A 25,182-nucleotide genomic window follows, 5' to 3' on the forward strand; every position below is an offset into this window, starting at 1 on the left:
ACCCGGCTGCGCTCTTCGCCGTTGGCGGTGACGGCGTGGATGGCCAGCCGGGTGCAGCCCACTCCGGTGGACATCAGCATCTGATGCAGCGTGCCGGCCAGCGAGCGCCCGGCGAATGCCGCGGCGTCGATCCGGTCGATCGGCGGATCGCAGTCCAGCACGGCCTCGAGTTCCGGCGGCGGCTCCCGCCCGGACGGTCCCCGCTCTGGCTCGCCTCGGGCCAACCGGTGGGCGGTCACCCCGTCCGCGCCGAACCGGGAAGCCACGTCGGTTGCCGACAGTGCGGCGAACTGACCGATGGTGCGAATCCCCATCCGCCACAACAGATCCGTCAGCTCTTCTCGCCCCGGGCCGGACAGGCTCGGCTCGGTGGCAAGCTGCCGGATCGACAGCACCGCCAGAAACCTCGCGTCACCGCCCGGCTCCACGACACGGCCCGCACGCGCGGCGAAGACCGCGGTGGACAACTGGTCGGCGATCCCGACCTGGCATTCGGAGCCGGCCGCGGCCACCGCGTCGATCAACCGCTCGGCCGCCTGCTGCTCGGACCCGAAATAGCGGGCCGCCCCGCGCACCGGCAACACCAGCAGCCCGGGCCGCAGCACCTCGGCGCGGGGCACCAGATCGTCCACCGCCGCGATCACCCCTTCGAAGAAGCGGGCGTCGCGGTCGGCGTCGGCGGCCGCGATGTGCAGTTGCGGGCATCGGGCCGCCGCCTCCCGGCGCCGCAAGCCCCGCCGCACTCCGGCCGCACGCGCGGCCGACGAGCACGCGATCACCCGGTTGGCCAACGTGACCGCGACCGGAGCCGTCGCGGGCTGGTCCGCGGCCGCGGCCGCGGCGACCGCGGGCCAGTCCATGCACCAGACCGCCAGCACCCGAGAAGCACCCACCCTGACATCACCCGGTTCGCGATCGGCAGATCTGTAGCCGCACCTTGCTGATTCGCCCGAATCCTGGGGCGGGCACCCCCCGAAGACCTGGGGTGATGTCGTAACCGCAGACCCGGGCCTCCAGCCGCGTCGGTGCCCCTTGCCAATCACCGTCGGTGACCAACAGGGTGCAACCTTTTTGGCGGGCACGGGCCACCACCGCCCGAGCCCGGGTCCACGACACCCGCCGCCCGCCCAGACCGACTGCCACCAGATCCATGCCGTCGATGAGCACCGCGGCCACATCCACTGGATCGTTCCCGGGATCCGGGACCACCGCGATCCGGCTCAGGTCAGCGCCCATCTCCACGGCGGCCAGCAGTCCGATATCCGGCTGGCCGACGATGGCGGCGTTGCCCCCGCCTGCCGTCACCTCGGCCACCATGCGTAGCAGCAGCGACCGGGCTCCCGACAGCATCGCGACCGTCCCCCTGGGCAACGCCATCGGCCAGGCCGGCTCCGGCAGTAGATCGTCGGAGTGGGCGTGCCTGCCCGACATGGCCGCCATTCGCCTCCGCAGAGATTCGAGCTGGTCAGCGCGGTTTTCATGGGGTTGGGCGGAGGCGAGAGCCGCAGTCATGACTAGCCTCCATTCGGGCTTGTTCGAATATTTGTTCGAATTAAACACCTGTCCTCCGACAAGCGTCAAGGCGCGTGAGACGCTGCCTTGTGCGATCCCGCGGAGCCGTTCTGATGCTGGTGTGGCCACTGATGTGGGGTGGCACAGTTGGGGCGGTTATCCCAGCCAGAGGGGACGTGGAACCCTGCCGGACGGCCGAGGTGTTCGCCCCCGACGAGGAGCTCCAGGCCGACATGACGATCGCACTGAACGGCGCCGCGGTGACGGGATCGACCCTGCTCGACGGGGTGTTCTGGTCGGCCCAGCTACACCAGACCAGCTATGAGCGCTCGCGCGAATTCCATCTGTGCGGTCCCGACGAACCCACCCTGCACAACATAGCCGTCGCGCTGCGCGACCAATTTCATCAAGAGGCCGTGCTCACCTTCGACTACCTGCCGCAGGTGCCGGAAGCGAACGCGGCCGTCATCACCGTGCCTGGCATCGACATCGCACGCTTCCGGGATGCGTTCGCGGCCGATTCCGCCGCCCACGAACGACTACGCGGGGGCTCCGTGACCACCGCCGACCGCACCCTGATCCTGATTGCGGGCAACGGCGACCTCGACGTTGCCCGCCGGCTGGTCGCCGAAACGGGTGCCAACTGGAGCGCGTCCCAAATTACCTACGGCAAAAGCGAATTCGTGTCCTGATAGTGTCCTGACAGGCACAGGTCCGCTTACTCCCACTCGATGGTGCCCGGCGGCTTGCTGGTGATGTCCAGCACCACGCGGTTGACCTCGGCGACCTCGTTGGTGATCCGAGTCGAGATGCGCTCCAGCACGTCGTAGGGCACCCGCGTCCAGTCGGCGGTCATGGCGTCCTCGCTGGACACCGGCCGCAGCACGATCGGGTGACCATAGGTGCGATTGTCGCCCTGCACCCCGACTGAGCGGACGTCGGCCAGCAGCACCACCGGACACTGCCAGATCTGGTTATCCAGGCCCGCGGCGGTCAGTTCCTCGCGGGCGATCAAGTCGGCACGCCGCAGCGTGTCCAGCCGTTTGGCCGTGACCTCACCGACGATCCGGATACCCAGACCCGGGCCCGGAAATGGCTGGCGCGCAACGATTTCCTCGGGCAGGCCCAGCTCCCGTCCGACCGCGCGCACCTCGTCTTTGAACAGCAGCCGCAACGGCTCGACGAGTTTGAATTTCAGGTCGTCGGGCAGTCCCCCCACGTTGTGGTGACTCTTGATGTTCGCCGTGCCGCTGCCCCCGCCCGATTCCACCACGTCGGGATACAGGGTTCCCTGCACCAGGAAGTCAATGCTGTTGTCGCTCACGATGTCTCGCACGGCACTCTCGAAGGCCCGGATGAACTGGCGGCCGATGATCTTGCGTTTGCCCTCCGGGTTGACCACACCCGAGAGCGCCTCGAGGAAGGTCTCCGCCGCGTCGACGGTGACCAGCTTGGCGCCGGTGGCGGCGACGAAATCGCGCTGCACCTGCTCCCGCTCGCCGGCACGCAGCAGGCCATGGTCGACGAAGACGCAGGTCAGACGGTCACCTATGGCACGCTGCACCAGCGCCGCGGCTACCGCCGAGTCCACCCCGCCGGACAGCCCGCAGATCGCGTAGCCGTCGCCGATCTGGGCACGCACCTGCTCGACCAGCGCATTGGCGATGTTGGCCGGGGTCCACTCCGGGGTCAACCCCGCGAAGTCGAGCAGAAACCGACTGAGCACCTGTTGCCCGTGCGGGGTATGCATCACCTCCGGGTGATACTGCACCCCGGCCAGGTGCCGGTCTCGAGCCTCGAAGGCGGCCACCGCGGCGCCCGGACTGCTGGCCACGACGTCGAACCCGGTCGGCGCGGCCGTCACCGCGTCACCGTGGCTCATCCACACCGGCTGGGTTTCGGGAAGGCCCGAATGAAGCTCCCCGCCAAGCACTTTCAACTCAGTGCGGCCATACTCGCTGGTGCCGGTGTGGGCGACGGTCCCGCCGAGCGCCTGCGCCATAGCCTGAAACCCGTAGCAGATGCCGAACACCGGCACCCCGAGGTCGAACAGCGCCGGATCCAGTTGCGGGGCCCCGGCGGCGTAGACGGAAGACGGTCCACCGGAGAGCACCACGGCCAGCGGATCACGGCCCTTGATCTCCTCGACCGAGGCGGTATGCGGGATCACCTCGGAATAGACCCGGGCCTCGCGCACCCGACGGGCGATCAACTGCGCATACTGAGCACCGAAGTCGACCACCAGTACCGGTCGCGGCGACGTTGATTCCACGGGCACCGAGTTTAGTGGAGCGAAAACACGGTTCGCAGTGCGTCGACGTCTCGCGGGTCGCCGTCGAAGTCGACGCGCCTCAGTGCCGCCTTGCGCTTGGCTTCGGTGGAACCCAGGCGTGCCGCGGAAAGGTCGGCGGCACTTGCGGTTACCGTCACGGTCGGCTCGCCACGAGCTGCACCCAGGCGACCATCGCGCACCGCGAACTCGAAACGGCGACCGTCGATCTCGACGCGGTACGTCGCAGCTAACCCGTTGGCCCGACCCGTGTCGAAGGCCAGCAGAATTCCCGCCAGGAACCCGCTCAGCGGCGGTACCGGACCCTCGCCTGCCAGATCGAGCCGGTCCAGGCCGAACCACGCGATGCTCTGCAAGATCGGCACAACCCGCTGCCAGCCGACGTCGCTGAGGGTGTAGACGGTGCGCCCGATGGGGGCCGGCAGGTCGGCGCGATCGACCAGCCCGTCGTCTTGTAGTTCTTTGAGCCGATCGGCGAGCAGATTGGTGGCGATGCCGGGTAAGGCGGCACGCAGATCGCCGTAGCGGCGGGGCCCGCCGAGCAGTTCGCGCAGGATCAGCAGGGTCCACCGCTCGCCCAGGACGTCGAGCCCGCGGGCGATGGGACAGTTCTGGTTGTAGTTGCGGCGAACGGGCACTCGACCAGCCTAACAGCGGCAGACACATTTTTCTACTTGATACTTGATTATATTGTCTCATAGCTTTAGTGCTTGTCATGCGTGCCGTCGCCCTCGTCGTGATCTGCCTCAGCGTCTTCGTCATCAGCATCGACGCCACAATCGTCAACGTCGCGCTGCCGACGCTGTCGCGTGAACTGGGCGCCGAAACCTCGCAATTGCAATGGATCGTCGACGCCTACACCCTGGTCATGTCGGGGCTGTTGCTATCGGCCGGCAGCCTGAGCGACCGGTACGGCAGGCGGGGCTGGCTCGTCGCCGGACTGGCGCTGTTCGCCATCACCTCCGGCATTGCCGCATCGGCGACTTCGGCGGATGGGCTGATCGCCGCGCGGGCAGCCATGGGCGTGGGCGCGGCGGTGATCTTCCCAACCACGCTGGGGCTGATCACCAATATCTTCACCGACCCGATAGCTCGGGCCAAGGCCATCGGAATCTGGGCGGCCATGGTGGGTGTCGGGGTGGCCGTGGGACCGATCAGCGGTGGCTGGCTGCTCGAGCACTTCTGGTGGGGCAGCATCTTTCTGGTCAACATTCCGATCTCGGCGGCGGCCATCACCGGCGGCATCCTGTTCGTGCCGACCTCCCGCGACCCCGGGGCGCCCCGCATCGATCTGCCCGGTCTGATCCTGTCGGCGGCCGGCGTTTCTGCGCTGATCTATACGGTCATCGAAGCACCGGCCTGGGGATGGACCAGTGGTCGTGCCAGCACTGGATTCGCCGTGGCCACAATCGTTCTCGTCGGCTTCGCGCTCTGGGAGCGGCGCAGCACGCATCCGATGCTCGACGTCTCGGTGTTCCTCAACCGTAGATTCTCCGGCGGAAGTCTGGCGGTGACCGCAGGGTTTCTCACCCTGTTCGGATTCATCTTCGTCATCACGCAGTATTTCCAATTCATCAAGGGCTACAGCGCATTTCAAGCCGGTGTGCGGCTGTTACCGGTCGCCGGATCGATCGCCTTGGCCAGCGTCCTGGGGCCCCGGCTGGTGCAGCGGATCGGCAGCACGGCTGTCGTCGCGGGCGGCCTGGCCGTGTTCGCCGCCGGCCTGGCATGGGCGTCCACCGCGGACGCGTCGACCTACTACGGCGAAATCGCGCTGCAGATGCTGTTGCTCGGCGGCGGCCTCGGCCTGACCACGGCGCCGGCCACCGAGGCGATCATGGGCTCCCTGTCGCCCGACAAGGCCGGGATCGGGTCGGCCGTCAACGACACCACGCGCGAACTCGGCGGCACCCTGGGCGTGGCCATCGTAGGCAGTGTGTTTGCCTCGGTCTACTCCCAGCGACTCGCCTCGGCGCCGGCGGTGAGCGGACTGCCCAGCGATGCGCGCTCGGCAATGCTGCGTTCAATGGCGTTCGCGCACAGGGTGATCGAACGGCTGCCGGCCCAGCAGGCCGCACATGTCCGGGCCGCCGTCGACGGCGCCTTCCTGGACGGCCTGCGGGTCGGCTCGCTGGTCTGCGCGGGTATCGCGCTGGCTGCGGCGATCGTCGTTGCCTGGCTGCTACCGGCCTGGGAACCCGAGCACGTCGAGCGTGAAACTGGCGTCGTGCTCGACACCGGACGTGACGCTGGGTTCAGGCTCGGTGGACAACAAGAAAGGGAAATCCGATGACACACAACCGCGTACTGGTAACCGGTGCCACGGGCAGGGTCGGCGGCGCTGTGGCTACCCAACTGCTCGGCAAGGGCGTGCCGACCAGGGTCATGGTGCATCGCGACGACGCGCGCAGCGACCGGTTGCGAACCTTGGGCGCTGAGGTCGTGGTCGCGGACATGTTCGACATCACACAGGTTGCCGACGCGATGGTCGGGGTAAACCGCCTGTATTTCAACCCGCCGTACCACCCGCATGCGCTCGACAGCGCGGTAGCCTTCGCTGTGGCCGCGCGGCGATCGGGCGTGGAAGCCGTGGTGGCGCTTGGACAATGGCTGGCCAGCCCGGAACACCCGTCGCTGATGACCCGGCAAGCCTGGCTGACCGACAGGTTGTTCGCGCTGCTGCCGGACACCGCTCACGTGGCTGTCGACCCTGGATACTTCGCCGACAACTATTTGCAACTGGTGCCGATGGCCGCCCAGCTGGGCATGTTGCCGACGCCGACCGGGGGCCACCGAAATGCGCCGCCCTCCAACGAAGACATCGCCCGGGTCGCGGTGGGCGCGCTGCTCGATCCGCACCGCCATGACGGTCGCGCTTACCGCCCGACGGGGCCGACGCTGATGTCGGGCGCGGACATTGCCGACGCAATCGGCGAGGCATTGGGCCGCCGCGTGCGTCACATCGAGGTTCCCCAGTGGATGTTTCTGCGCGCCGTACGCGTGGACGCCAGACGACTCGGCGCCGACATGTTCTTCCAGTCCAGTTTGCGGCACTACCTGCCCGAAAGCGCGCTTGGCACTTGGGAAGTGGGCGGCCCCACCACGCACGTACGCGATGTCGCCGGTGTCGAACCCGAAGACTTCCTGACTATCGCCCGCCGCTACGTCAGCGATCCGCGATCCCAACGTACGGCAGGCAACCTCATCCGCCAGCTGTGGCTCTTCATGCTGACGGCTGTCGTACCAATGCACCGGTTGGACAAATTCGACCGGCTCCAACAGCATCCCGCGCCCGCACATCCGCGGCTCTCTGGCGAATCAGCTGTGTGGCGCACCGAGCACGCCGCGGCCGGTCGCCCGCCGATCGACGTTGTCTCGGCGCGGCGCTGAAGAAAAGTAGGGAAACGCCATGAATAACAGCACCTATGTCCTGGGCCACGCCGATGTGGAGGTGCAGCGCTTGCTCCTGCAGGGCGAGCTGTATAACGACCACACGGAGCATGCGTTGCGGCTGGCGGGTCTGGGGCCAGGCATGCGGGTTCTCGACGTCGGCTGCGGGCCGGGCGACGTGTCGCTGATCGCCGCCCGACTGGTCGGTCCGACGGGATTCGTCCTCGGGGTGGATGCAGCACCCGAGATGATCGAACTCGCCCGCACCCGTGCCGCCGAGAATGACTTGACCACAGCGTGTTTCGAGCAATCGACAATCGAAACGATCACCGTCGACGAACCGGTCGACGCCGTGATCGGCCGGCTGATCCTGATGCACCTGCCCGACCCGGCCGCCACGCTGCGACACCTCAGCTCCTTGGTGCGGCCCGGCGGCGTGGTCGTCTTCTCCGAGAACGACATCACCGCGGCTCGCACCGTGCCCGAACTGCCACTCTTTCAGCGGGTGACAAACGGCATCGCCCGAGCCTTTGAGGCCATGGGACTGAGCCCGTCGTTCGGCACCACACTGCACACGCTCTTTCGTGACGCCGGCCTGGGCACCCCGACCCTGGCCCTCGGCACGCCGATCGGCACGGCCGTCGACACCAACATCCTGGCCTACGCCGCGGAGGTCTGGCGGCTGGTCGAACCGGTCGCGCAAAAGATGGGTTTTGCGATCGACGAACTCCCCGATATCGACAACTTCGTGACCCAATTCCGTCAGGAGGCACTGGCCGCCGACGCCCTGATCACCATGCCGCCCATCATCACCGCGTGGGCCCGGGTGCCCACTCAGGTGCACGACACGGAGATCCACGAGCAGTACTCGACCGGCCTGTCGCGCGACAATATCGAACGCGCCCTGCGGGAGGCCGGCAAAGACCTGAACCACCTTGAGCCGGCCGACCTGGGTCCGTTGGAAGACTTCCACACCATGGGCCGCTTCGCCACGATCCAACTGCTGGATCTGGTTGAGATCACCAGTGCGAGCATGGTTCTCGACGCCGGCAGCGGGATCGGGGGCACCGCCCGTTACCTCGCCGACCGGCACGGCTGCCGGGTAAAGGCCGTCGATCTCACCGGCGACTACTGCGAAACGAATCGTTGGCTCAATCAGTGTGTCGGGCTGGCAGACCGGATATCGGGTCAGCAGGCAGACGTCACCAAACTTCCCTTTCCCGACGGCACCTTCGACGTCGCCATCAGCCAGCATGTGCAGATGAACGTGGCGGACAAGCAGAGCCTGTACGCCGAAGCCCGCCGGGTGCTGACCGGTGGAGGTCGGTTAGCCTTGTGGGACATCGCAATTGGCGGCCCTGGTCAACTCGACTATCCCCTACCCTGGGCGGACGTACCGGCCCGCAGCCACCTGGCCACGCCTGACCAGTTGCGAGCCGTGATCGAGGCCTCCGGGTTCGCCATTGAACAGTGGAACGACCTGACCGACCAGGCGGTCGGGCTCATGCGGGCCCTGCTGGCCCAGCCGCCACATCCGTTGGGCCTGCACACCTTTGTCAGCGATTTTCAGCGCAAGGTCGACAACCTCACGCAAGCCCTGGCCGACGGGCGGCTGCGGGTCATCCAGGGTGTCGCCCGGGCGACCAACCCATGAACGAGTGGCAGCGGGGCCGCCCGCGATGACTCGGTAAACGCCTCAGGCGAGGCCCGCCGCAGCGCGAATCTGCCGCCGCGCCGCCGCTCAGTCAGCCTGAAACAGGTAGTGGCTCAACGCGGTTCGTGCTATCGCGCCGGCCAGATCGCGGGGAGCAACGCGACGTCAAATGCTGTAATAGCTGAACTGGCAATCTTCTATGCTCGACCCATGGCACTCGATCCGGCAAGCATTCTTCTGACCGACCGCGTCGCCGTCGTCACCGGTGGCGGCGCCGGCATCGGCCGCGGCGTCGCAGCCGGGCTGAAGGCATTCGGCGCCAACGTGGCGATCTGGGAACGCGACCCGGATTCGTGCGCGGCCGCCGCCGACGAGATCGGAGCGCTGGGCATACCCACCGACGTCCGGGACAGCGCCGCGGTCGACGCCGCACTCGCGCAGACCGCGGCCGAACTCGGACCGGTGACGATCCTGGTGAACAACGCCGGAGGAGTGTTTTGGTCCGGGATCCTCGACACGAGTGAGAACGGCTGGGATGCGCTCTACAAATCCAACCTGCGCCACGTCTACCTGTGCACCCAACGGGTGGCCCGCGGCCTCGTCGAACAGCGGTTGGCGGGCAGTATCATCAACGTGACCTCGATCGAAGGCGTCCGCGCCGCACCGGGTTTCGCGACGTACGCGGCCGCCAAAGCCGGCGTCATCAACTACACCAAGACCGCCGCCCTCGAACTCGCGCCCCATGGTATCCGGGTCAACGCCCTGGCTCCCGATATCACTTTGACCGAAGGGTTGGCACAAGTGGCACCGCCAGGCTCTGAAGAGCGGTTCCGCCTGATCATTCCGCTGGGGCGCCCCGGACGTGTCGACGAAATGGCAGACGCCGCGGTGTTTCTCGCGTCTGACATGTCGAGCTACATCACCGGGCAGACGATCCACGTCGACGGTGGAACGCACGCCGCCGCCGGCTGGTATCACCATCCGCAGACCGGCGCCTATGCGCTCGGTCCGACGAGTGCCTGACCGAGGAGCAGAACATGCCGCGCATCGGGACCGATCCCGGTGGACCAATTCAGCGCTCATTCGCACCACATGGCGGAAACGGGCGTGGCCGCCGGGCTCTACGCCACGCCCGTCCCGCTGCGGATTTGCGCCTACCGCAGTGCCCAACTCGCCCAGGTGGACATGGCCAGAACCGCCGATGAGGTCGACGCGGCGCGGTAAGCATGGTGGAGTGGTATCGCCCGAATACCGAGAGTCGCGAAAGTGAGGTCCGCCAGTGAGTTCAGCGCTGGGTCTGCCGGAGAAGGTGCACGCCTGTCTGTTCGACCTCGACGGCGTACTCACCGATACTGCGAGCGTGCACACCAAGGCGTGGAAGGCAATGTTCGACGCCTATCTGAAACAGCGGGCCGAGCGCACTGGGGACAAGTTCGTCCCGTTCGATCCGGCCGCGGACTACCGCGAGTACGTGGACGGCAAGAAGCGCGAAGACGGCGTCCGGTCATTCCTGGACAGCCGCGGAATCGAACTGCCAGAAGGCGATCCGGACGACCCCGGGGATGCCGAGACGATATACGGCCTGGGCAACCGCAAGAACGACATGTTCCAGAAGATCCTGCACGACGACGGCGTCGAGGTGTTCGACGGGTCGCGGCGTTATCTGGAGGCGGTCTCGGCGGCCGGACTGGGTATCGCGGTGGTCTCGTCGAGCGCCAACACCCGCGACGTTCTCGAAATCACCGGCCTGGACCGCTTCGTCCAGCAGCGGGTGGACGGCGTGACCCTGCGCGACGAGCACATCGCGGGTAAGCCGGCCCCGGACTCCTACCTGCGCGGAGCAGAGTTGCTGGACACCGCCCCCGACGCGGCGGCCGTGTTCGAGGACGCGTTGTCGGGTGTGCAGGCGGGCCGGGCCGGTAACTTCGGGTTCGTGGTGGGCGTCGACCGGGTGGGGCAGGCCGAGGATTTGCGCCGCAACGGTGCCGACGTGGTGGTCAGCGATCTCGCGGAATTGCTGCAATCGTGATCACCCAGGAAGCCTTTCCGGTCGAGCCGTGGCTGATCCGCGAGACGCGGCTCGACCTGAACCTGATTGCCCAGTCGGAATCGCTGTTTGCGTTGTCCAACGGGCACATCGGGTTGCGCGGCAACCTCGACGAGGGTGAGCCGTATGGCCTGCCGGGCACCTACCTGAACTCGTTTTACGAGATTCGGCCGCTGCCCTACGCCGAGGCCGGATACGGCTACCCGGAGGGCGGCCAGACCGTCGTCGACGTCACCAACGGGAAGATCATCCGCCTGCTGGTGGGCGACGAACCGTTCGACGTCAGGTACGGCCAACTGGTCTCGCACGAGCGGGTGCTCGACTTGCGCGCCGGGACGCTGACCCGGCTGGCGCACTGGAGTTCGCCGTCGGGCAGGCAGATCAAGGTCACGTCCACCCGGCTGGTCTCGCTCGCCCAGCGCAGCATCGCGGCCATCGAGTACGTCGTCGAGGCGGTCGAGGAATTCATCCGCGTCACCGTGCAATCCGAGCTCGTCACCAACGAGGACCAACCGCAGACGTCGGCCGACCCACGGGTCTCGGCCATTCTGGACAACCCGCTGGAGGCCGTCGCCCACGAAAGCACCGAGTGCGGAGCGCTTCTCATGCACCGGACCCGAGCCAGCAAGCTGATGATGGCCGCGGGGATGGACCACGAGATCGACGTTCCCGGCCGGGTGGAGGTCACCAACGACGCCCGCGACGACCTGGCCCGCACAACGGTGATCTGCGGCCTGCGCCCCGGCCAGAAGCTGCGCATCGTCAAATACCTCGCGTACGGCTGGTCGAGCCTGCGCTCCCGCCCGGCGCTGCGCGACCAGGCCGCCGCCGCCCTGCACAGCGCCCGCTATAGCGGGTGGGACGGCCTGCTGAAGGCGCAGCGCGAATATCTCGACGATTTCTGGGACAGTGCGGACGTCGAGGTCGAGGGCGACCCGGAATCCCAGCAGGCGGTGCGGTTCGGGCTGTTCCACCTGCTGCAGGCCAGCGCGCGCGCCGAACGCCGAGCGATCCCCAGCAAAGGGCTCACCGGGACCGGCTACGACGGCCACGCCTTCTGGGACACCGAGGGTTTCGTGCTGCCGGTGTTGACCTACACGCTGCCGCACGCGGTCGCCGACGCACTGCGGTGGCGGGCCTCGACGCTAAACCTGGCCAAGGAGCGCGCGGCCGAGCTCGGCCTCGACGGCGCGGCCTTTCCCTGGCGGACCATCCGCGGGCAGGAGTGCTCGGCCTATTGGCCGGCGGGCACGGCCGCCTGGCACATCAACGCCGACATCGCCATGGCCTTCGAGCGCTACCGCATCGTCACCGGCGACGACACGCTGGAAAAGGAATGCGGCCTCGAGGTGCTCAGCGAGACCGCTCGGCTGTGGATGACCCTCGGGCACCACGACCGCCACGGCGTCTGGCACCTCGACGGCGTCACCGGCCCCGACGAGTACACCGCGATCATGCGCGACAACGTCTTCACCAATCTGATGGCGGCCCACAACCTGCGCACCGCCGCCGATGCCTGCAACCGCCATCCCGAGGAGGCCGAGGCGCTGGGGATCACCACCGAGGAGATGGCCGCCTGGCGCGACGCGGCCGAGGCCGTCAACATCCCGTTCGACGCGGAGCTGGGCGTCCATCAGCAGTGTGAAGGCTTCACGACGTTCGCCGAATGGGACTTCGAAGCCAACACCACCTACCCGTTGCTGCTGCACGAGGCTTATGTCCGCCTCTACCCCGCGCAGGTGATCAAGCAGGCCGACGTGGTGCTGGCGATGCAGTGGCAGAGTCACGCCTTCACCCCGGAACAGAAGGCGCACAACGTCGACTACTACGAGCGGCGCATGGTGCGCGATTCATCGCTGTCGGCCTGCACCCAGGCCGTGATGTGCGCCGAAGTCGGGCACCTCGAGCTCGCCCACGACTACGCCTACGAGGCCGCGCTGATCGACCTGCGCGACCTACACGCCAACACCCGCGACGGGCTACACATGGCCTCGCTGGCCGGGGCGTGGACGGCACTGGTCGGCGGATTCGGTGGCCTGCGCGACGACGACGGCGTCCTGGACATCGATCCCCAACTGCCCGACGGCATCACCCGCCTGCGGTTCCGGTTGCGGTGGAGGGGTTTTCGACTCACCGTCGATGTTCACCACGAGCAGGCCACCTACATCCTGCGGGACGGGCCGGGCGGCGAGCTGACCATCCGGCACGGCGGCGAAGAGCTCACGCTGAGCACCGAGGCGCCCTCCACCGTCCACATGCGCCACCGCAAACCACTGCTGCCGCAACCGCAGCAGCCGCCGGGCCGAGCGCCCATGCACCGACGCAGTCTGGCACGTTGACGCCGTAGCCGGCTGACCGGGATCGCCCGATGCCGCCGACGGCTTTTCGTCAGCTGGTCACGACGGAAAAGTTATGACTTGTCGCCCAGGCGCTTTCGAAGGTCGCCAGGGGGACCTGTTCGTCGCGCCCGGCGTTGACGCCGCTGTCGTTGAGGTGCACCACACCGGCTTTGGTGTCGATGCCGGTGACCACCACGAAGTGGTCTTCCTGGGTGCGGTTGCCCCGGTCGTTCCACAAGATTTCGCTATTGACCCCGACGATCACCTTGCGCCCTTGGCTCAGATTCTGCTCTAGCGCACCGGTGGTGCTGTTGGCCGTGGTGGCCTTTACACCGTAGTGCGCTAGCAGAACCGGCAGATCCTGATTGTTGGTGGACCCGCCGGGATGCCAGACCGACCCGGAGTGGGCCACGCTCGAGATGTTTTCGGCCGTCGAGTCGATCTGCTGTTCGGTGGGCTCCTTGCCGGTGGCCTGGCCGACCACGTCGGCCACCGCCATCTCCCCGCAGTTGGAGTCGTGCTGCCGACGCCAGAACGGCGCGGCCGCGGCGGGGTCGCCGTACATCCCGCCGCCGTGGGTGCTGTGCGGGGCAGGAGCGCCGGGAGCCGCCTGCGCCACGCCCGCGAATCCCACCAACAGCGCGGCGCCGGCCCCGCCCAACACAACCGCGATCCCTGCCGTGCGCACCGAAGCCCTGGTCATGCAGACAGCATTTGCTAACGCCCTCTACAAATCCTCAAGAAAAACTTGCGAAATTCTTGCGCCACAGCGTAAAGACATTCGCGACTGCCGGGTTGGATCGTGAGAGGGGCCGCGATCAACTGGTCACGACGGCAAAATTGTGCCCGGTGCCCCACGCGCGTTCGAAGGTGGCCAGGGAGACCTTCTCGTCGCGGCCTGTCCGTATACCGCTGTCGTTGAGGTGCACCACACCGGCATTGGCGTCGATGCCGGTGACCACTACGACGTGGTCGTCCGCATTGCGGTTGCCGCCCTGATTCCAGATGGTTTCGGCGTTGACGCTCGCAATCACCTTGTGCGCTTGGGCCAGATCCTGCTCCAGACCACCGATCGACGATGGAGCCAGGGTGGACCGGATGCCGTAGTGGGTCAGCAATACCGGCAGATCCCTGATGTCGGTACCGCGCCGAGGCCGGTAGATCGGTCCGGAGTCCGTGGTACTCGGAGTGCTTTCCGCCAACGCGATAATCTGTCGCTCGGTGGGCTCCTTGCCGCTGACCTGTCCGACCACGTCTGCCACCGCCATCTCCCCGCAGTCGCCGCCGTGTTGCGGCCGCCAATAGACCGCGGCCGCAGACGGGTTGCCGTACATTCCGGCACCTTGCTTGACCCGCGAGCCGGTGCTCGTGTGCGCCGAAGCCACCGTCCGCAGGCTCTCGACGCCGAGCTGTCGGGCCAATCCACCGACCGCGACCAATCCAACCAACGATGCGGCCACGCACGCGAGAGTCAGCATCCCGACGGTATTGGCGCTGGCGACGCGATTCACTTAGCTGGTCCTTTCCCCCACCTGGCCCTGCCCAATCCTCGACAAACGCGCTTGTGGATTCCTTGCGCCGCAGGTCGCGGGGCACGTCCCCGGTCGCGGGCGATGATCTTGCGCCCGTGGCGAGCTGGCATGCGGACCGTTTGCGAACTACGCGGTGTCTACACCTGTCTCAGTGCGGTTCGACGATCCGGGCCGCCTCGGCGCGCACCGCGTCGCGCAGTTCGTCGTCGGGCATGTCGTCGATGCCGGTCGCCGAGCGCAGGAAGGGCGCAAACAGTCGCCAACCCAGTTGCAGCGCAAGTGCATTCGCGACAGCCAGCTGTGCGTCACGCTCGTTGCGGTAGCCCGGGCGCACTTGGTCGAGCAGGTATGAGGCACCCGGAAACCTGGTCTGCAGCTGGCCCGCGGGATAGCCGTCGAGCAAGGTGCGTGCCATGACGCGCATGTGCCGGTCCAGGGCTCGTTCGGTCTCCGACGCCGGCGCGCCATCCTGCACCAGCGTGGCCGTAGTCGCCACCAGGTGATCGAGCACGGCACCGACCAACTTCTCTTTGGTGCCGAAATGCCGAAACACCAACCCGTGGTTGACCTTCGACCGCGCGCCGATGTCGCGGATCGACGTGGCGGCCGGTCCGCGCTCAGCGAACAGGTCGGTGGCCGCCTCCAGGATCGCGGCCGCCACCGCCTCCCGCCCGGTGGGGGACCCCTGCGCGCTGGGAATTTTCCGGCCGCCACTTGCCGCCCGCGTAGTCATGTGACTACACTAGCCCATGTAGTCAACTGACTACACCCTCCAGACGCCTCCAAAAGGACCACAGCAATGACCGACTCGATCACCGCCATTAAGCTCGGCAGCCGCATCGGCGCCCGCATCGACGGGGTTCGCCTGGCAGGCGACCTCGACCCCGCCACCGTCGACGAGATCCACCGGGCGCTGTTGACGCACAAGGTGATCTTCTTCCGCGATCAGCACCACCTCGACGACGCCGGGCAACTGGCGTTCGGCAGGCTGCTGGGCACGCCGGTCGGCCACCCCGCCGCCGCCCAGCTCGCCGGCAAGGACGAGCCCGTCATCACGCCGATCAACTCCGAGTACGGCAAGGCCAACCAGTGGCACACCGACGTGACGTTTGCCGCCAACTACCCCGCGGCCTCGATCCTGCGCGCGGTCACCCTGCCCGGCTACGGCGGCTCGACGCTGTGGGCCTCGACCGCGGCGGCATACGAGCAGCTGCCCGAACCGCTCAAATGCCTCGTCGAAAACCTATGGGCGCTGCACAGCAACCGTTACGACTACATCCGGCCCGAACGGCTGACCGACGCCCAGCGCGCCTTCCAGCAGGCATTCGAGAAAAAGCATTTCCAGACCGAACACCCCGTCGTGCGGGTGCACCCGGAGACCGGCGAACGCACCCTGCTGCTTGGAAATTTCGTGCGCGGCTTCGTCGGCCTGGACAGCCACGAGTCAACCGTGCTGTTCGACCTGCTCCAGCGCCGAATCACCATGCCCGAGAACACCATTCGCTGGAACTGGGAGCCGGGCGACGTCGCGATCTGGGACAACCGCGCCACCCAGCACCGGGCCATCGACGACTACGATGACCAGCCCCGCCTCATGCACCGGGTCACGCTGATGGGCGATGTTCCCGTCAACGTGCACGGCGAACGCAGCCGGGTGGTCAGCGGCGCACCACTGGAGGTGATCGCGAGCTGATCAGCCCGCGTGGCTGACGGGGCTGCTCGGGTCCACGGGCAGCCAGCGCAGCGCGCCCGGCGCGTCGGCCGGCACCACCGGGTGCTGGGGCGCGATCGGGTCCAGCCGCCGGTAGTCGTCGCCTTGCAGCGGCCGCTGGTCGTTCTCGCCCTTGTTCGGCCACAGCGAGGCCGCCCGCTCGGCCTGCGCGGCGATGGACAGCGAGGGGTTGACCCCGAGGTTTGCCGAGATCGCGGCGCCGTCCACCACATACAGCGAGGGATATCCGTAGACGCGGTGGTAGGGGTCGATGACTCCGTGCGCGGGGCTGTCACCGATCACCGCGCCCCCGAGGAAGTGCGCGGTCAGCGGGATGTTGAACAGCTCACCCCAGGTGCCGCCCGCGACGCCGTCGATCTTTCGCGCGACGCGGCGGGTGACCTCATTGCCGACGGGAATCCAGCTTGGGTTCGGCTGGCCGTGCCCCTGCTTGCTGGAATACCAACGGATGCCCAGCTTTCCGCGTTTGGTGAACGTGGTGATCGAGTTGTCCAGATGCTGCATCACCAACGCGATCATCGTGCGCTCGCTCCACCGCCGGGGATTGAGCAGCTGCAACATGAGCCGCGGATTCTCGCCGCCTTGTTGCAGCAGCTGCTTCCAGCGCGGCACATAGGTCTCATCGGGCCCCTCGGGCCCAGGGCCATCGGTCATCAGGGTCTGCAGCAGGCCCATCGCGTTGGAGCCCTTGCCGTAACGAACGGGTTCGACGTGGGTGTCCGACGTCGGGTGAATCGACGACGTGATCGCGACCCCGCGGGTCAGGTCCAGGTCGGGGGGGACGTCCAAGGTCGCGGCCCCCACGATCGACTCGGAATTGGTCCGGGTCAAAACGCCCAAGCGTTGCGACAGGCGGGGCAGCTTGCCCTTGTCCCGCATGTTGAACAGCAGATGCTGGGTGCCCCAGGTGCCGGCGGCCAGGATCAGGTTGCTGGCGGTGAACGTGCGCTTGTCGCGGCGCAGCCAGCTGCCGGTGCGGACGGTATTAACCTCCCACAGCCCATCCGGGCGTTGCTGGAAGCCCTTCACGGTGGTCATCGGAATAACTTGTGCGCCAGCCGATTCGGCGAGGCCAAGGTAATTCTTCAGCAGAGTGTTCTTGGCGCCGTACCGACATCCCGTCATGCAGCCGCCGCATTCCAGGCAGCCGGTGCGCGCCGGCCCGGCGCCGCCGAAATACGGGTCGGGCACCGTCACGCCGGGCGACTTGGTGCCTTCGGGACCGAAGAACACCCCGACCGGAGTGGGCACGAACGTGTCGCCGCACCCCATCTCTTCGGCGACTTCCTTGAAGATGCGGTCGGCGTCGGTGAACGTCGGGTTGGGGACAACGCCCAGCATCCGCTGCGCCTGCTGATAGTGCGGTATCAGTTCGCTGTGCCAGTCGGTGATGTGTTTCCACTGCTGGTCGTTGAAGAACGGCTCCGGCGGCACGTACAAGGTGTTGGCGTAGTTCAGGGAGCCGCCGCCCACTCCGGCGCCCGCCAAAATCATCACGTTGCGCAGCGGGTGGATCCGTTGGATGCCGTAGCAACCCAGCTTCGGCGCCCACAGGAACTTGCGCAGCTCCCAGGACGTCTTGGCAAAGTCCTCGTCGTTGTAGCGACGACCCGCCTCCAGCACGCCAACGCGGTAGCCCTTTTCGGTCAGCCGCAGCGCGCTGACGCTGCCCCCGAAACCCGAGCCGATGATCAGGACGTCGTAATCCGGCTTCATCCGATCAGTATCGGCCTGGCGCGAGCAGACGCAAAATCCCCCGACACGCCGACGATTTGGGTGCTTTTGCGTCTGCTCGCGGGGGTTAGCCGCGTCTGCTCGCAGGGGTTAGCCGCCGACTCGCGGGGGTCAGCCGCCGACCGTCAGGCCGACCTTCTGGAATTCCTTGAGGTCGCAATAGCCGGCCTTGGCCATCGCCCGGCGCAGGCCCCCGACCAAATTCAGGGTGCCGAACGGGTCGTCGGACGGGCCGTTGAGCACCCGCTCGAGCGACGGGCGCTCACCGACGGCGATCTGCAGCAACGCACCGCGCGGCAACGACGGGTGCGCCGCCGCGGCCGGCCAGAACCAGCCCTCACCGAGCGCCTCGGCGGCCTCGGCCAGCGGCGTGCCCAGCACCACGGCGTCGGCGCCGCACGCGATGGCCTTGGCCAGCTCGCCCGAGGTGTGGATGTCGCCGTCGGCCAGCACGTGCACGTACCGGCCGCCGGTCTCGTCGAGGTATTCGCGACGGGCGGCGGCGGCGTCGGCGATCGCGGTGGCCATCGGCACGCTGATGCCCAACACCTCGTCGCTGGTGGTCACTCCCCTAGTGGACCCGTACCCGACGATGACGCCGGCGGCTCCCGTGCGCATCAGGTGCAGCGCGGTGCGGTGGTCGAGCACGCCGCCGGCGACCACCGGGATGTCGAGCTCGGAGATGAAGGTCTTCAAATTGAGGGGTTCGCCATCGCTTGCCACCCGCTCCGCCGAGACGATCGTGCCCTGGATGACCAGCAGGTCGATGCCGGCCTGCAGCAGCACCGGGGTCAGCGCCTGGGCATTTTGCGGGCTCACCCGCACCGCGGTGGTCACGCCTGCCTCACGGATGCGGGCCACCGCGGCACCCAGCAGGTCCGGGTTCAGCGGGGCGGCGTGCAGCTCCTGCAGCATCCGGATCGCCGCCGAGGGTTCCGGCTCCTTCTCGGCGGCCTCGACGAGCTGGGTGATCTTGGCCTGCACGTCGGCGTGCCGGCCAATTAGTCCCTCGCCGTTGAGCACCCCCAGCCCGCCGAGCCGGCCGAGCTCGATGGCGAACTCCGGCGAAACCAGGGCGTCGGTGGGGTGGGCGATGACGGGAATCTCGAACCGATAGGCGTCCAGCTGCCAGGCCGTCGACACGTCTTTCGAGGAGCGAGTCCGCCGCGACGGCACGATGCTGATCTCGCTGAGTTCATACGTGCGACGGGCACTCCTGCCCATCCCGATCTCGACCATGTCGGCCTCAGCGCGCGTAATAGTTGGGCGCTTCGACGGTCATCGCGACGTCGTGCGGATGGCTCTCTTTAAGGCCGGCCGCCGTGATCCGGACGAACTGCGCCTGCTGCAGCACCTCGATCGTGGGCGAGCCGGTGTAGCCCATCGCGGCGCGCAGGCCCCCGGTGAGCTGGTGAATCACCGAGGACAGCGGGCCGCGGAACGGCACCCGGCCCTCGATGCCCTCGGGCACCAGCTTGTCCTCCGAGAGCGCGTCGTCGGCGAAGTAGCGGTCCTTGGAGTACGACTTACCCGAGCCCCCGGAGCCCCTGCCCGCCATGGCGCCCAGCGACCCCATGCCGCGATAGCTCTTGAACTGCTTGCCGTTGACGAAGATCAGCTCGCCGGGCGCCTCCGCGGTGCCGGCCAGCAGCGAGCCCAGCATGGCGGTCGACGCGCCGGCCGCCAGCGCCTTGGCGATGTCGCCGGAGTACTGCAGGCCCCCGTCGGCGATGACGGGCACCCCCGCCGGTCCGCACGCCGCGACGGCTTCCAGGATTGCCGTGATTTGAGGCGCGCCGACCCCGGCCACCACGCGGGTAGTGCAGATCGATCCGGGCCCCACGCCGACCTTGACCGCGTCGGCCCCGGCCTCGACCAGGGCGGCGGCCGCGGACCTGGTGGCGACGTTGCCGCCGATCACCTCGACGCGTTCGCCGACTTCGGCCTTGAGCTTGCCGACCATGTCGAGGACCAGCCGGTTGTGGGCGTGCGCGGTGTCCACGATCAGCACGTCGGCCCCGGCGTCGACCAGCATCATCGCGCGGACCCAGGCGTCGCCGCCGACACCGACGGCCGCGCCCACCAGCAACCGTCCGTCGCTGTCCTTGGTGGCCAGCGGGTGTTGTTCGGTCTTGACGAAGTCTTTGACGGTGATCAGCCCGGTCAGCCGGCCGTGGCCGTCGACCACGGGCAACTTCTCGATCTTGTTGCGGCGCAGCAGGCCCAGCGCCGCGTCGGCGCTCACGCCTTCCTGGGCGGTGATCAAGGGGGCCTTGGTCATCACCTCGGCCACCTGCTTGGCCTGGTCGACCTCGAAGCGCATGTCGCGGTTGGTGATGATGCCCACCAGCGCGCCGGCGTCGTCGACCACCGGCAGCCCGGAGATCCGGAACCGCGCACATAGCGCGTCGACCTGGGCCAGCGTGTTGTCCGGCCGGCAAGTGACCGGATCGGTGACCATGCCGGCCTCGGAACGCTTCACCATCTCCACCTGGCCGGCTTGTTCGGCGACGGGCAGATTGCGGTGCAGCACGCCCATTCCGCCCGCCCGGGCCATCGCGATGGCCATCCGGGACTCGGTGACCGTGTCCATCGCCGAGCTCACCAACGGCACCTTGAGCCGGATTTTCCTGGTGAGCTGGCTGGAGGTGTCCGCGGTCGCGGGCACCACGTCGGAAGCCGCAGGCAGCAGCAAGACGTCGTCGAAGGTCAGGCCCAGCATTGCTATCTTGTGCGGATTGTCGCCGCCGGTCGGCACCCGGTCATCCGCAAGCCCTCCAATGGAAGCGTCACGGACATACGGACTGACAACCAGGTCAGAGCTTTCTTCCAGGCCGGACATGCCACGGGACATCGGTGAGGCCCTCCATACGCATGCGAAGTGAGAAGCCCATCCTATCGGCTCGGCAGGCTGCGGTGACTCGCTAGCCCGGGCGCGCCGCCTGCTGGCGTTATGACGGCCCGGCTGCGTAGTCTAGAGGCGTGCGTGACCACCTCCCGCCTGGATTGCCGCCCGACCCTTTTGCCGACGACCCGTGTGACCCGTCGGCAGCGCTGGAAGCCGTCGAGCCGGGTCAACCCCTGGATCAGCAGGAGCGGCTGGCGGTCGAGGCCGATCTGGCCGATCTGGCCGTGTACGAGGCCTTGTTGGCGCACAAGGGAATTCGCGGGCTGGTGGTGTGCTGCGACGAGTGCCAGCAAGACCACTATCACGACTGGGACATGCTGCGTGCCAACCTGCTGCAACTTTTGATCGACGGCACCGTGCGGCCGCACGAGCCGGCCTACGACCCCGAACCGGACGCCTACGTCACGTGGGATTACTGCCGGGGGTACGCCGACGCCTCGCTCAACGAGGCGACGTCCGACGCGGACGGTTTCCACCGCCGCTGACGGGCCCTTCCCGCTGTCCCGGGCTAGGACCCGGCGTTTCCGTTGACCAGCGTCGCGGGCGCAGAGGGCGGTGAAGGCGCGCCCGTCGGCGGCGGAGCAGCAGGCTCGAGCGACGTCGTGGTCGGGGTGTGCCCATGGTGGTGAGACTTGGTCGTCGTGGCGGGCGGAGACGTCGTGGTTGCCGGCGGAGGCCCGGATGTTGTCGTCGGCGCCGGACTGGATGGTGTCGGAGCCGGGCTGCTTGACTTCGGCGTCGAGGCGGTCGAACTGCTCGGTGTCGCCGTCGGCGCGGTGAGCCTCGGCGGTACCGACGTTGTCGGCGGCTGCGAGGTGGACGCCGGTGCCTGCGGGCGTTGCCGCGGACGACTCGCGTTCGGATCGCGCGTCTCCACCCGGGTGTTCAGCAGATCGACCTCGTCGATCAGATCCTGCTTTTGGCCGCCGTCGTTGACGGCCTGCAAGCTGCTGCTGACCTCGGCCAGCTGATTCTGGGCCTGGCCCCACTGGCCGTCGTCGATCATTTGCTGCACCTTGGCCAGATCCGCCTTGGCGGACAACAGGACCTGGTCGTCGCTGACCCGCGGCTGGTCGAAGAACATCGCGTGGATGCCGTACAGAGCGTTTCCGGGTCGGGCTTCGACGACCATCGCCCCGAATCCGCTCAACACCAGCAGTGTGGCCGCCACGGACCCGACCGCCGCCAGTCCGCGATGGGCGCGTCCGCGCTCCGTCATCCCGGCGAGCAGCGCCTCTTCGGCCTCTTGCTGCGACACCAGCGCGCTGGCCGGCGGCCACCGCAGGTCGTCTCGCCAGTCCCCCAGCAGCTTGATCAGCGCGTCATCGTCGGGATCGTCCAGGTCGGCTTCGGCGCGCTCGGCCAGCGCATCGAGCAGCAGATCGGTGCGGGCCATTTCATTTAGCGCGGGCTGGTCGCCGAACGCGAAGTCAGGCATAGTCACCTGCCGCGACGATTTCGTCCTTCAACCGCTGCAGCGCGCGGTGCTGTGCCACCCGCACCGCTCCCGTGGTGCTGCCGACGGCGGCGGCGGTCTCTTCGGCGCTCAGTCCGACGACGACGCGCAGGATCAGGATTTCGCGCTGCTTGGCGGGCAGGATCTCCAGCAATTCGTTCATGCGGCTGGCCGAATCGGCTTCGAGGGCCAGTTGCTCCGGGCCCGCCTCGGCCGACCGCCGTTCCGGAACCTCTTCGGCGGGATAGGCGAGATCACGGCCGGCGGCCCGATGGGCGTCGGCGACCTTGTGCGCTGCGATGCCGTACAGGAACGCTAGGAACGGACGTCCCCGGTCCCGGTAGCGCGGTAGCGCTGTGATGGTGGCCAAGCACACCTCCTGTGCCACATCGTCCGCTGACAGGCCGCTCCGCTCGGTCGTGCCGACTCTTGCCCGGCAATATCGCACGACGATCGGACGGATGGTCTCCAGCACCTTGCGAAGCGCATTTCGGTCTCCTGCCACGGCCTCCGCAACCACGGCGTCGAGACGTTCACCTTCAATTGTCATCGACGGCGATATCTCCAACGTTACGAAGCGGACACACCCTGACACTGACCAGCTATCGAGCCAGCAAAGACACAGCTAGACGCCTAACACTCGCGCCGAGCTTTAAGCGGTGCGCCAGATGCCTCCGGCACGCTGCATCTGACCTGCACAAATATCCCTGATTTGGGTGAGTTCGCGCATCGGTTGTACCGGAACCGTGACGCTTCCGGTATCAATCAGCAAGCAAGCCAGTGCCCATTTCAGGGGTATCAGGCCACGCTGGCCAGCGGTTTCGAGCGCGGCGGCACCGACGGCGCTGGCACGATCGATGTGGCCGGCGCTGCACAGCGCGGCCGCCAGCACAACGTCACTCTTGACCTGGTGCCGCACGCCGGCCGTCGCTCGAGCCAACTCCACCGCCCGCTCGGCGTGACCGACGGCGACGGCCCCGTCGCCGGTGGCCATCGCCAGCTCCGCAGCCACCCACTGCCGGCGCACCGCCACCCGGTCACCGACCCAATCCGGGTCCACGCGGGCCAACAGCGTCGCGGCCAGGGCGAAGCGCCCGATCCCTAGCGCGTCGGCGGCCAGGCCGATCAGGGCGTCGGCGCGGGCGGCCGGGTCGGCGCCGGCGAGCGCCAGGGCGCGACCGTCCCAGCGCCGCGCCAGCGCGTGCCACCCGAGCTGACGTAGGAAAGAGCCCTGCGTGCTGTGCGCCAATGAAGTCACCGGGCCGGCGGCGGCGCGCCTGATCTCGGCCAGGTCGCGGTACGCACTGCCGTATCGGCCCTGCCCGCCGGAGGCCACCGCCCGCAGCCACAGCTGATGCGGGGTGACGGCGGTCGGCAGCGGCCAGGTTTCCGGCGCATTTCCGAAGGCGGCCGCAGCCAGAGTTGGCTCAATCATCTGACATGGGATGAGTTTGAATCACGGTGTGCGGTAGCCGAGCCATTCGTAAAAAGTTTGTGGTATCTGCGTTACCAGAATATTACCCGGAGCCGCATGTGGCCCAATTAACACTCCCCTGCCTACACCTCTGACCTGGGTGGTTACCTGATCAGCGCACCTTCCGTTAGCACGTCTAGCGTTGTGCAAATGCGCGCCAGATGAACGCAGAGTTAATTCTCCCGCAATGCTCAGATATTTGGTCACACCGGGCACCTATTGACTGAATTTCAGCAACGCCCCTAACGTCTAGCGTTACAAGATAGGTAGTCATCGGTGACGCCTCTGCAATCAGTTAAACACTCGCCTCCTTGGCGAACCTGACCCGCATCTTGGGCCGGCCGTGCAGAGAGGGATCAAGCAATGCCACAACCGGAGCAGCTACCTGGACCCAACGCCGACATCTGGAACTGGCAATTGCAGGGCCTGTGCCGCGGTGTCGATTCATCGATGTTCTTCCACCCCGACGGCGAGCGCGGTCGCGCCCGCATGCAACGCGAGCAGCGTGCCAAAGAGATGTGCCGGCGCTGCCCGGTGATCCAAGAGTGCCGCTCCCATGCGCTGGAGGTCGGCGAACCCTACGGCGTGTGGGGCGGCCTGTCGGAATCGGAACGCGACCTACTTCTCAAGGGCGACCTCGGTCGCAGTCGCGGTATCCGCCGGACCGCGTAACCCCAGCCCCCTCGCGCAGGCCCCCGACCGCGTGGCGTGTCGGGGGCTTTACGCCGGGCGCCGATGCCCCGGACCACCTCCACCAAATCGGCAACGGCGCGACGGCTATTTGCCGTGCGTTAGGGATCTGGCCGGGGTGTCGGAAGCCGTGCAACTCCTGGAGCATGCCGAACTGATCTACGAAAGCCGGCGCACGGATGAAAATGCGTACCTCGCATGTTGTCCCGGCTCGCCACATCGACACCTCTACGCCAAAGGATGTCCTGTTTGCCCGTCTTCGAGCGACACGCGATGGGTAGTGCAGCGCGAAATCCTAACGGGCGTTTGACAGTCGCTCAGAGCCGGGCAAAAAGGATGCCCCGGGCGCGGGCACTGCGGTGGCTGTGTATTCACCGCGGCAGGTAGTTCCCCAGCCGGACGCTCGATTGGCACCCCGGTGCCC

22 protein-coding genes and 2 pseudogenes are annotated in these 25,182 nt (G+C 67.4%); 11 read left to right on the forward strand and 13 right to left on the reverse strand.

Annotation, left to right across the window (positions count from 1 at the left end; all coding sequences use genetic code 11):
- Together JO236_RS07790 and JO236_RS07795 are read right to left on the reverse strand one after the other, a co-directional pair.
- Positions 1-860: pseudogene (locus tag JO236_RS07790) on the reverse strand (DNA polymerase Y family protein); the annotation flags it as partial.
- A 40-nt stretch (positions 861-900) separates the two neighbouring features.
- Complete coding sequence (locus JO236_RS07795) at positions 901-1,512, reverse strand: hypothetical protein (RefSeq protein ID WP_293326947.1); 612 nt, start codon at positions 1,510-1,512, stop codon at positions 901-903.
- A gap of 176 nt (positions 1,513-1,688) precedes the next feature.
- Between JO236_RS07795 and JO236_RS07800 the strand changes: the two genes are divergently transcribed.
- Positions 1,689-2,204 (forward strand): hypothetical protein, encoded by a 516-nt coding sequence (locus JO236_RS07800; RefSeq protein WP_293326949.1) that lies wholly within the window; start codon positions 1,689-1,691, stop codon positions 2,202-2,204.
- Positions 2,205-2,230: 26 nt separating this feature from the next.
- On the opposite strand, the gene guaA is transcribed toward JO236_RS07800, so the two are convergent.
- Together guaA and JO236_RS07810 are read right to left on the reverse strand one after the other, a co-directional pair.
- Positions 2,231-3,784 carry a glutamine-hydrolyzing GMP synthase gene (guaA, locus tag JO236_RS07805; RefSeq protein ID WP_293326951.1) on the reverse strand — a complete coding sequence of 518 codons (1,554 nt, stop codon included), beginning with the start codon at positions 3,782-3,784 and terminating at the stop codon, positions 2,231-2,233.
- 11 nt (positions 3,785-3,795) lie between these two features.
- On the reverse strand, positions 3,796-4,440 hold the full coding sequence (locus JO236_RS07810) for a winged helix-turn-helix transcriptional regulator (RefSeq protein WP_293326953.1): 645 nt from the start codon (positions 4,438-4,440) through the stop codon (positions 3,796-3,798).
- Between the two features lie 77 nt (positions 4,441-4,517).
- Here JO236_RS07810 and JO236_RS07815 point away from each other — a divergent pair, with 77 nt between their 5' ends.
- From JO236_RS07815 to JO236_RS07845, 7 genes and pseudogenes are all read left to right on the forward strand, one after another.
- Entirely contained in the window at positions 4,518-6,095 is a 1,578-nt protein-coding gene (locus JO236_RS07815) for an MFS transporter (protein WP_293326955.1), read from the forward strand.
- Entirely contained in the window at positions 6,092-7,192 is a 1,101-nt protein-coding gene (locus tag JO236_RS07820) for an NmrA family NAD(P)-binding protein (protein WP_293326957.1), read from the forward strand. Before JO236_RS07815 ends, JO236_RS07820 begins: the two co-directional genes overlap by 4 nt.
- Positions 7,193-7,211: 19 nt before the next feature.
- Positions 7,212-8,846, forward strand: a complete 1,635-nt coding sequence (locus tag JO236_RS07825; RefSeq protein WP_293326959.1) for a class I SAM-dependent methyltransferase — start codon at positions 7,212-7,214, stop codon at positions 8,844-8,846.
- Positions 8,847-9,056: 210 nt separating this feature from the next.
- Entirely contained in the window at positions 9,057-9,869 is an 813-nt protein-coding gene (locus tag JO236_RS07830) for an SDR family NAD(P)-dependent oxidoreductase (protein WP_293326961.1), read from the forward strand.
- Positions 9,870-9,938: 69 nt separating this feature from the next.
- Positions 9,939-10,070: a hypothetical protein gene (locus JO236_RS07835; protein WP_293326963.1), complete on the forward strand. Its 132-nt coding sequence runs from the start codon at positions 9,939-9,941 to the stop codon at positions 10,068-10,070.
- Between the two features lie 2 nt (positions 10,071-10,072).
- A pseudogene (locus JO236_RS07840) lies at positions 10,073-10,875 on the forward strand (beta-phosphoglucomutase family hydrolase).
- Positions 10,872-13,232, forward strand: a complete 2,361-nt coding sequence (locus tag JO236_RS07845; protein WP_293326965.1) for a glycoside hydrolase family 65 protein — start codon at positions 10,872-10,874, stop codon at positions 13,230-13,232. Before JO236_RS07840 ends, JO236_RS07845 begins: the two are co-directional and overlap by 4 nt.
- Positions 13,233-13,281: 49 nt before the next feature.
- On the opposite strand, the gene JO236_RS07850 is transcribed toward JO236_RS07845, so the two are convergent.
- From JO236_RS07850 to JO236_RS07860, 3 genes are all read right to left on the reverse strand, one after another.
- Positions 13,282-13,935 (reverse strand): C39 family peptidase, encoded by a 654-nt coding sequence (locus JO236_RS07850; protein WP_293326968.1) that lies wholly within the window; start codon positions 13,933-13,935, stop codon positions 13,282-13,284.
- 115 nt (positions 13,936-14,050) lie between these two features.
- The gene (locus JO236_RS07855; RefSeq protein WP_293326970.1) at positions 14,051-14,743 is read right to left on the reverse strand and encodes a C39 family peptidase; all 693 of its coding nucleotides are present in this window, start codon (positions 14,741-14,743) and stop codon (positions 14,051-14,053) included.
- Positions 14,744-14,912: 169 nt separating this feature from the next.
- Complete coding sequence (locus JO236_RS07860; RefSeq protein ID WP_293326972.1) at positions 14,913-15,497, reverse strand: TetR/AcrR family transcriptional regulator; 585 nt, start codon at positions 15,495-15,497, stop codon at positions 14,913-14,915.
- A gap of 66 nt (positions 15,498-15,563) precedes the next feature.
- On the opposite strand from JO236_RS07860, the gene JO236_RS07865 reads away from it, so the two are divergent.
- Positions 15,564-16,457 carry a TauD/TfdA dioxygenase family protein gene (locus tag JO236_RS07865; protein ID WP_293326974.1) on the forward strand — a complete coding sequence of 298 codons (894 nt, stop codon included), beginning with the start codon at positions 15,564-15,566 and terminating at the stop codon, positions 16,455-16,457.
- Here JO236_RS07865 and JO236_RS07870 read toward each other — a convergent pair whose 3' ends face one another.
- The 3 genes from JO236_RS07870 to guaB all read right to left on the reverse strand — a co-directional run bounded on the left by JO236_RS07870 (position 16,458) and on the right by guaB (position 21,084).
- Positions 16,458-18,212: a GMC oxidoreductase gene (locus JO236_RS07870; RefSeq protein WP_293326976.1), complete on the reverse strand. Its 1,755-nt coding sequence runs from the start codon at positions 18,210-18,212 to the stop codon at positions 16,458-16,460. It lies immediately after the preceding gene.
- A 129-nt stretch (positions 18,213-18,341) separates the two neighbouring features.
- The gene (locus tag JO236_RS07875) at positions 18,342-19,469 is read right to left on the reverse strand and encodes a GuaB3 family IMP dehydrogenase-related protein (protein ID WP_293326978.1); all 1,128 of its coding nucleotides are present in this window, start codon (positions 19,467-19,469) and stop codon (positions 18,342-18,344) included.
- Between the two features lie 7 nt (positions 19,470-19,476).
- Positions 19,477-21,084, reverse strand: a complete 1,608-nt coding sequence (gene guaB / locus JO236_RS07880) for an IMP dehydrogenase (RefSeq protein WP_293326980.1) — start codon at positions 21,082-21,084, stop codon at positions 19,477-19,479.
- Between the two features lie 128 nt (positions 21,085-21,212).
- Here guaB and JO236_RS07885 point away from each other — a divergent pair, with 128 nt between their 5' ends.
- Positions 21,213-21,623 (forward strand): DUF5319 domain-containing protein, encoded by a 411-nt coding sequence (locus tag JO236_RS07885; RefSeq protein ID WP_293326982.1) that lies wholly within the window; start codon positions 21,213-21,215, stop codon positions 21,621-21,623.
- Between the two features lie 23 nt (positions 21,624-21,646).
- Here JO236_RS07885 and JO236_RS07890 read toward each other — a convergent pair whose 3' ends face one another.
- The 3 genes from JO236_RS07890 to JO236_RS07900 all read right to left on the reverse strand — a co-directional run bounded on the left by JO236_RS07890 (position 21,647) and on the right by JO236_RS07900 (position 24,029).
- Complete coding sequence (locus JO236_RS07890) at positions 21,647-22,576, reverse strand: anti-sigma-D factor RsdA (protein ID WP_293326994.1); 930 nt, start codon at positions 22,574-22,576, stop codon at positions 21,647-21,649.
- Positions 22,569-23,144, reverse strand: coding sequence for a sigma-70 family RNA polymerase sigma factor (locus tag JO236_RS07895; protein WP_293326984.1), 576 nt, complete (start codon positions 23,142-23,144; stop codon positions 22,569-22,571). Before JO236_RS07895 ends, JO236_RS07890 begins: the two co-directional genes overlap by 8 nt.
- 102 nt (positions 23,145-23,246) lie before the next feature.
- On the reverse strand, positions 23,247-24,029 hold the full coding sequence (locus JO236_RS07900) for a hypothetical protein (RefSeq protein WP_293326987.1): 783 nt from the start codon (positions 24,027-24,029) through the stop codon (positions 23,247-23,249).
- Between the two features lie 402 nt (positions 24,030-24,431).
- Here JO236_RS07900 and JO236_RS07905 point away from each other — a divergent pair, with 402 nt between their 5' ends.
- Positions 24,432-24,740 carry a WhiB family transcriptional regulator gene (locus JO236_RS07905; RefSeq protein ID WP_293326989.1) on the forward strand — a complete coding sequence of 103 codons (309 nt, stop codon included), beginning with the start codon at positions 24,432-24,434 and terminating at the stop codon, positions 24,738-24,740.
- Positions 24,741-25,182 lie beyond the last annotated feature (442 nt).

Origin of the sequence: Mycobacterium sp., assembly GCF_019247635.1 — a bacterium.
Taxonomy (GTDB): Bacteria; Actinomycetota; Actinomycetes; order Mycobacteriales; family Mycobacteriaceae; genus Mycobacterium.

Bases quoted from the DNA above. Each gene is read 5' to 3' on its own strand.
- JO236_RS07865 (WP_293326974.1), top strand. From the start codon at position 15,564: ATGACCGACTCGATCACCGCCATTAAGCTCGGCAGCCGCATCGGCGCC.
- JO236_RS07830 (WP_293326961.1), top strand. From the start codon at position 9,057: ATGGCACTCGATCCGGCAAGCATTCTTCTGACCGACCGCGTCGCCGTC.
- JO236_RS07835 (WP_293326963.1), top strand. From the start codon at position 9,939: ATGGCGGAAACGGGCGTGGCCGCCGGGCTCTACGCCACGCCCGTCCCG.
- JO236_RS07795 (WP_293326947.1), bottom strand. From the start codon at position 1,512: ATGACTGCGGCTCTCGCCTCCGCCCAACCCCATGAAAACCGCGCTGAC.
- JO236_RS07895 (WP_293326984.1), bottom strand. From the start codon at position 23,144: ATGACAATTGAAGGTGAACGTCTCGACGCCGTGGTTGCGGAGGCCGTG.
- JO236_RS07905 (WP_293326989.1), top strand. From the start codon at position 24,432: ATGCCACAACCGGAGCAGCTACCTGGACCCAACGCCGACATCTGGAAC.
- guaB (WP_293326980.1), bottom strand. From the start codon at position 21,084: ATGTCCCGTGGCATGTCCGGCCTGGAAGAAAGCTCTGACCTGGTTGTC.
- JO236_RS07870 (WP_293326976.1), bottom strand. From the start codon at position 18,212: ATGAAGCCGGATTACGACGTCCTGATCATCGGCTCGGGTTTCGGGGGC.
- JO236_RS07890 (WP_293326994.1), bottom strand. From the start codon at position 22,576: ATGCCTGACTTCGCGTTCGGCGACCAGCCCGCGCTAAATGAAATGGCC.
- JO236_RS07815 (WP_293326955.1), top strand. From the start codon at position 4,518: ATGCGTGCCGTCGCCCTCGTCGTGATCTGCCTCAGCGTCTTCGTCATC.
- JO236_RS07850 (WP_293326968.1), bottom strand. From the start codon at position 13,935: ATGACCAGGGCTTCGGTGCGCACGGCAGGGATCGCGGTTGTGTTGGGC.
- JO236_RS07860 (WP_293326972.1), bottom strand. From the start codon at position 15,497: ATGACTACGCGGGCGGCAAGTGGCGGCCGGAAAATTCCCAGCGCGCAG.
- JO236_RS07825 (WP_293326959.1), top strand. From the start codon at position 7,212: ATGAATAACAGCACCTATGTCCTGGGCCACGCCGATGTGGAGGTGCAG.
- JO236_RS07875 (WP_293326978.1), bottom strand. From the start codon at position 19,469: ATGGTCGAGATCGGGATGGGCAGGAGTGCCCGTCGCACGTATGAACTC.
- JO236_RS07900 (WP_293326987.1), bottom strand. From the start codon at position 24,029: ATGATTGAGCCAACTCTGGCTGCGGCCGCCTTCGGAAATGCGCCGGAA.
- JO236_RS07820 (WP_293326957.1), top strand. From the start codon at position 6,092: ATGACACACAACCGCGTACTGGTAACCGGTGCCACGGGCAGGGTCGGC.